The following is a 7,155-nucleotide window of genomic DNA, read 5'->3' as shown; positions in this document are numbered from 1 at the left end:
ATCATGGTTAATCAGTATCGTTACGAATGATTTTAAAAATGACAATAGGTATATGTCTTTATCAATGGCCATATATCCTCATCAATAACTAACAGTTATAAAACCATTAACTAAGGAGCAATTAGCTAAGGGTCGATTAATAAGGAACGACAAAGTTTATATAACTAAAACCACTTATATGTACAACAGCCATTTAATTCATGTTCTAACGTTTGACTAAGGATTATTGAAATACGGGTTGCCGGTATTCACTTAAGTACATTGCCAATACCCGTTAATATTGCCCGACCACGCTCTTTATAACGCGGTGGCCGGACAAACTTCCTATGACTTATACGTAATCTTTGTATTTATCTAGGAAACGAACCGGTGTTGATAGTGCATCTCGGCGGAACGGGTCGCCCAATTCCTGAGTACACATGATTTCAATGATGGTTGTTTTGCCTTCGTTCATCTGCATGTCGATGGCTTTTTGCAGGGTTGGACCTACATCTTCCAGCTTATCAACCGTGATACCTTCAGCGCCCATCGCTCTTGCGATTTCTGCAAAGCTTTGGTTTTCAAGTTCACCAGCAACAAAGCGTCGGTTGTAGAAGTCGACTTGGTTCTTCTTCTCAGCACCCCATTGACGGTTGTGGAATACCACGGCTGTCACTGGAATGTTATGACGAACACATGTCATGGTTTCCATCAGGCTCATGCCCCACGCACCGTCGCCTGCATAAGAGATAGCTGGGCGATGAGGTGCTGCTGCTTTCGCGCCAATGATGGTCGGGAACGCGTAACCACAGTTACCAAAACTCATTGCCGCAAAGAAACTACGTGGTTTTTCAAAGCGTAAGTAGCTGTTTGCCACCGAGTTGATGTTACCGATATCGGTTGAGACCATTACGTCTTCTGGCATCGCTTTTTCTAGCTCACGCAATACTTGGCGCGGGTGAAGGTATTCACCACCAGAGAACGGAGTCTCGTGTGAGTTTTCTTCAATCATATCCAAGCTGAACGAGTCACGTTCGTGTGTCCACTCATCAAGCTCTTTTTCCCAAAGTGCTTTCTCTGTTGCGACCGTGTCTTGACGAGCGCCTTTATTGTCATCACACAACAATGCACGGCCTTCCAATCTTTCAGATAGAGCAACCGCAGCTGCTTTCGCATCACCACAGATACCAACTGAAATCTTCTTAACCAGACCTAGCATCTTGTTGTCGGCATCAATCTGAATGATTTTCGCGTTCTTCGGCCAGTAGTCCATACCATGTTGAGGCAACGTACCAAATGGACCAAGACGTGTACCCAAAGCGATAACCACATCCGCTTGAGCCATCAACTTCATTGCTGCTTTCGAACCTTGGTAGCCTAAAGGACCACACCATAATGGGTGACTAGCAGGGAACGAGTCATTGTGCAGGTAGCTGTTTACTACGGGTGCTCCTAGTCGTTCTGCCAGTGCCGCACACTCTTGAACGGCATCAGCCATTACCACGCCGCCACCAGAAATGATGACTGGGAATTTCGCTTCAGCAATCAAGTCTGCCGCTTCGTTCAGAGATTTTTCACCACCTGGGCCACGGTCTAAACGTGCTGGTTGAGGGATCTCAGTTTGAGTCTCACCGTAAAAGTAATCACGTGGAATATTAAGTTGAGTAGGCCCCATTTCACTCATCGCACGGTCGAAGCATCGACCTGTGAATTCCGCCATACGATCTGGGTGCGTTACGTGTCCTTGATACTTAGTAAACTCTTGGAACATTGGAAGCTGGTTACATTCTTGGAAACCACCTAAGCCCATTGTTTTAGTGCCTGTCTCTGGCGTCACAATCACGACCGGGCTATGTGCCCAGAACGCAGCTGCAATTGCTGTTACACAGTTACTGATACCTGGGCCATTCTGCCCGATAACCACACCGTGGCGACCAGATACACGAGAGTAACCATCTGCCATGTGGGCAGCGCCTTGCTCGTGTACTACTGGGACCAATCGAATGCCAGCAGGAGCAAAGATATCCATTGCGTCCATAAATGCTGACCCCATGATGCCGAACATGTCGGTAACATCATTAGCAACCATAGTTTCAACGAACGCTTCTGATGGTGTCATTGTTACTGTGCCGGAAACAACCGTACGTTTTTCTTGCTCGCTCATTCTTCCATTCTCCTTGAGTTAATCAAAATTTCATTTTTCGGAATGAATTGTCTCTTTTTCGAATTCGATTTCACCTTAGTAGTAGAATTTTTGCGCGTCAACTTTTTATATTAAATTGGAACAATTCATTCTAATTAATAAAACTGGATCACATTATTGGTAGTTTTTCGTACAAAAAGTGCCGTTAACTTAGGTTGAGCTGTTAATAATCGACGACATAGCGCAATAGCTGCGACAAGTAATGGGTTATATAGAGGGAAGAATGATGAAAGAGGCGGAATTGATACCAACGCGACAAGTAAGTGTAAGAGAGTGCTTTGGCATCGACAGCAACCTAACGGTGATGGCGTTTGAACATGCGGGAGAGTATGTGCCAAAAATCGATCCTAACTACTGTTTTGATCCTGAAGTGACGCTGGCCATATTGGCGGGGTTCACTTCCAATCGTCGCACCTTGATACAAGGTACGCACGGGACGGGCAAGTCTTCTCACATTGAACAAATTGCCGCGAGATTGAACTGGCCATGCTTGAGGATCAACCTAGATGGGCACTTAAGCCGATTGGATTTCATTGGCAAAGATAGCATCGTCATTAAAGATGGAATGCAGGTGACAGAGTTTAAGGAAGGCATTCTTCCACAAAGTATCCAGCAACCCATCGCATTGGTATTGGACGAATACGACGCGGGTCGACCTGATGTGATGTTTGTGATTCAGCAACTCTTAGAGCAAGACGGCAAATACACTTCTCTCGAGCAAAACCGCGTGATCACTCCCCACCCTTCTTTCCGCCTGTTTGCTACGTGCAACACGCTTGGCTTGGGTAATTTTTCAGGTTTGTATTCGGGTACTCAAGTGCTTAACCACAGTCAGTTAGATAGATGGAACATCATCGCTACGCTCAACTATTTAGACCCACAACATGAAACCAAAATCGTGTTATCTAAGCTTCCGCAACTGAATAATGAAAGTGGCCGACAACTGGCCGAGAAAATGATCGCCACCGCTGGTTTAACGCGTAACGGGTTTCGGGCTGGCGACCTTTCGACTGTGATGTCTCCGCGTACAGTGCTCACTTGGGCTGAAAACATCCAAATATTCGACGATGTAGCGACGGCATTTAGGCTTTCATTCTTAAATCGCTGCGAAGACGAAGAGAAAGAACTGGTTAGCGAATACTATTTCCGTTGCTTTGGTGAAGCCTTGGAAGCGCATACTCAAAATTATTCGCACTCGGAGTCGTAAACCATGGCCAATATTTCTTCTCAGCAGAAAAAGATCCTCGATATTGGTGTGTCTGTCGCCAGAGCAATCAGTGGTGAACTCGATCTGAACTATCGGGGAGAACGACTCTATAAAGGCAATAAGCCCTGTTATTACCAGTCCGCACATACTAACGATCTCACCTTTGTATCTCGCCACGAGCTGAAAAACAGTAAGCTTTCGATGCAAGGCAAGATCGATTCATCGGCATTACGACTCTTGCTTTCAGATGCTGATCTTCACTACTCATTGCGACCGAAAAACGAGGTCGAACGTCTGTTATATGACTTCTGCGAGCAGGTGCGAATTGAATCGCAAGTTCCATCTTATCTAAAAGGCGTGACCACCAGCATTCAGTTCAACTTTGCGTATTGGAGCGACCAATATCATCAGAATGGCTTCACCGAATCACGAATAGGCATGTTGCTGTTTACTCTGATGCAAGTCATCCACACCCGCTTAACCGGTGTTCCGGTTTCGGAACCCATTGCTGAGACCATTGAATCGACTCGCGCCGGCATCGTGCCTACCTTCGGTCACAGCTTTAAACGCTTAAAGCAACATAGAACAGACCAAGAACAGTTTGCACACAGTGCCAATGAGCTTGCAGCCCTTGCACAAGAGTTAATCATCCAAGAACAGGAAAGTGATAACTCACCCACACCAACCGTTGAAGAAGACATCAAGATCCTTGCACAGCTTGCCTTGATTGTTGATGGTGACATTCAAGATCAAGACGTCGATACCGACATCACAGGCAGTAGCAAGGTATTCGAGTTGTCGGGCGCTAATTATCAGGTCTTTAATTCAGAATTTGATCAAGTCATCGCCGCAGACAAACTCGTCAGGCGTACCCTATTACTCGAACTGAGACAAAAGCTAACCGATGACATCATGGCGAGACAAGTCAACACTCGCCGTTTAGCCGCTATGCTTACTAGCTTTGTTGCCACACCACAGAGGAACCGACGTCAGGACCATTTAGAAGAAGGCATTGTTAACGCCACCACCATCACCAAGCTCGTCACATCGCCATTGGATAGCACTGTCTTTTATCAACCTGACATCGGTACATCTCATCAATGTGCCACCACATTTTTGATGGACTGCTCTGGCTCAATGCAAAAGCACAGTCACAAGCTAAGCCTACTGATTGATACAATTCTCAAATCCGTTGGACTGGCCAACATCCCTTTCGAGATTATTGGCTTTACGACCAATAACTGGAACGGTGGCAAGGTCTATCGGCAGTGGCTTAAACAAGGCCAACCAAAGCACCCGGGCCGCTTAAACGAAGTTCGGCACATCGTGTTTAAGGATTTTGATACCCATTGGAGACGTTCTCGACTTGGCATTGCGAGTCTTCGTAAAGCCGACATCTTTAAAGAAGGGATTGATGGCGAAGCGGTTCAGTTCGCGAGTCATCGATTGCAGCAGCACACCGCCCAGCGAAAGGTTTTGATTGTGTTCTCAGACGGCTGCCCGATGGATACCGCTACCAGTACCGCCAACGATCAGTTCTATTTAGATAACCACCTCAAACAGGTGATTGAGCGCGAGTCGACCAAAAACGGTATTGAGATTCATGGCGTGGGAATGGGCGTCGATTTAAGCCCGTACTATCGCAGCAACATCACGTTAGATGTACAAGAGAGCTGCTTGTTTGGGCTATCTAGGAGCATATTTGAGATGCTAAAGCGTGTTTAAACAGGGAAGCTTAGGCTAGCGAATCACTAGCCTCCTTTGTCGAGAATGGTTTTACGAGGAGCCAAACAACGACCATGCAGAGACAGCCATCAAATATCCGCCTATCAGCATTAACACCGTAAACACCAGCTTTCTGAGTTGATCATTAGACAACGGCGATGGGAAACGCCGAGCAAACATTGTGACAAGCGCCACCAGAGGAACAGCAATAGCGGATAACCACAATATGCTCTGTTCCATGTCGCCCGCCGCATAGACATTGACCGTACGGGACATCGACGTACAAGCGAAAACCATCAGCAGTGTGCTTCGCACCAGATCGAGCGAAAAAGGTTGCCGATAGAGATGATAAACAATCGGTGGACCTGCCATCCCAAATAATCCCCCCGCTAACCCAGAGCTAAATCCTGAGACAAGGAAAGATACGGTTGTCGAACGGACCGTTCTAGTTTTAGGTTTAAACATAAAGCTCAAACCAGCGAACAACACCATGGCACCCAATAGCCCTCGTAGGATTTGGGTTGCCGACTCGCTCAACGCGTCCAGCAAGTACACGCCCATCGATACGCCGGGAATAATACCGATGACTAACACCACCAGAATCTTGAGTTCCCCAAGCAGTGGCTTACCCATCAACGCCACCAAGCAATTGAACAAGGTCACAATACTGACCACAGCGGCTATAACGGGTAGGGATACCAAATTAAGGCTGACCGTTAGCCCAATCACAATGATACCGAGACCAAATCCAGTGACAGTTTGGAAATAAGTACCTACCGCAATAGTGGCAAGAATGGCGAGTAAAACAGGTAACTCCATTAGCTATCCTAATTAGGTTATTTGGGGGTAAATATGAGTGCAAGATTCCGCATTAGTTTAAGCAACGAGTGTTAATACCGGAATTCAAACTCCGACTCTTCTCTTTCTTCAACATCAGCTTCAGAGTCAGCCTTAGAGTCAGATGCTTTCCCTTGCTGCGCTTGTACCGCGGTAACGGCAATGACATTAAAGATATCTTCGGCACTACAGCCTCTGGACAAGTCATTCGCTGGTTGATTCAGCCCTTGCAGCAACGGGCCAATCGCAACAGCCCCACCTAGCCTTTCCGCAAGCTTATAACCGATATTACCGGCTTCTAAGTTAGGAAATATCAACACGTTAGATTGACCTTTGACCTCTGAATCAGGCAACTTTTTCGCCGCTATTTCAGTGACAATCGCCGCATCGAGTTGAACGTCCTGATCGACGGCGATTCCGGGACAACGTTGTTTCACGAGTTGAGCAGCATTACGAACCTTATCGACCGATTCGTGTTTGGCACTCCCGTTGGTCGAAAACGACAGCATCGCGACTTTAGGCTCTTCCATCAGTAGCGTTTGAGCACTGTTTGATGCGGCCACGGCAATCGATGCCAGCTCGGTTTCAGTGGGGTTAATCACCAAACCACAATCGCTGAAAATCATACCGCCTTTAAGATTATGGAAAGGCTCACACAGCATCATCAAGAAGAAACTTGACACCAATTCGCTGTCCGGTGCAGGGCCGATAATCTGCAGCGCAGCTCGCACCACATCAGACGTGGTATAAACCGCGCCATTAACTGTGCCGTCTACCAGTCCTTCCCTTACCATCAAATTGGCAAAAACAAGTGGATCTTGAACCAGCTCTAGGGCGTCATCATAAGTCATGCCTTTAGCTTTTCTTAATGTATACAGCCGCTCAGCGAGCACTTCTTTGAGTGACGACGCCTGTGGAGAAACAATATGAATGCCAGCGAGGTTAATGTGGTGAAGTTCTGCAGCAGCGATGATCGCCGATTCATCGCCCACAAGTGTGATGTGAGCGAGCTGTTTGTCGATTGCTATTCTTGCAGCAGCTAGCACTCGCGGGTCCTCCGCTTCACTCAAAACAACGCGCTTACGATCTAAATGAGCTTTATCAATAATCCGTTCAATCGCCTTCATCTTTAAGTTCCATTTATTGAGATTAATTGTTCCATAATTTATATTTATATAATTGGAATAACAAAAAAGGTCAAATT

The 7,155-nt window shown here is 46.5% G+C and carries 5 protein-coding genes; 2 read left to right on the top strand and 3 right to left on the bottom strand.

Annotated features, from left to right (window positions below):
* Positions 1–331: 331 nt before the first annotated feature.
* Positions 332–2,143, bottom strand: a complete 1,812-nt coding sequence (gene xsc / locus AB4517_RS22195; RefSeq protein WP_372150030.1) for a sulfoacetaldehyde acetyltransferase — start codon at positions 2,141–2,143, stop codon at positions 332–334.
* Between the two features lie 262 nt (positions 2,144–2,405).
* Between xsc and AB4517_RS22190 the strand changes: the two genes are divergently transcribed.
* A complete protein-coding gene (locus AB4517_RS22190) occupies positions 2,406–3,389 on the top strand; it encodes an AAA family ATPase (protein ID WP_372150027.1) in 984 nt (327 codons plus the stop codon).
* 3 nt (positions 3,390–3,392) lie between these two features.
* The gene (locus AB4517_RS22185) at positions 3,393–5,114 is read left to right on the top strand and encodes a cobaltochelatase CobT-related protein (RefSeq protein ID WP_372150024.1); all 1,722 of its coding nucleotides are present in this window, start codon (positions 3,393–3,395) and stop codon (positions 5,112–5,114) included.
* Between the two features lie 51 nt (positions 5,115–5,165).
* On the opposite strand, the gene AB4517_RS22180 is transcribed toward AB4517_RS22185, so the two are convergent.
* Together AB4517_RS22180 and pta are read right to left on the bottom strand one after the other, a co-directional pair.
* Complete coding sequence (locus AB4517_RS22180; RefSeq protein ID WP_372103889.1) at positions 5,166–5,933, bottom strand: TSUP family transporter; 768 nt, start codon at positions 5,931–5,933, stop codon at positions 5,166–5,168.
* A gap of 71 nt (positions 5,934–6,004) precedes the next feature.
* The gene (gene pta, locus AB4517_RS22175) at positions 6,005–7,078 is read right to left on the bottom strand and encodes a phosphate acetyltransferase (protein WP_102332700.1); all 1,074 of its coding nucleotides are present in this window, start codon (positions 7,076–7,078) and stop codon (positions 6,005–6,007) included.
* Positions 7,079–7,155 lie beyond the last annotated feature (77 nt).

Origin of the sequence: Vibrio sp. 10N.222.52.C3 (genome assembly GCF_041474195.1) — a bacterium.
GTDB lineage: Bacteria > Pseudomonadota > Gammaproteobacteria > Enterobacterales > Vibrionaceae > Vibrio > Vibrio crassostreae_C.
This window is presented reverse-complemented; position numbering and strand designations above follow the sequence as displayed.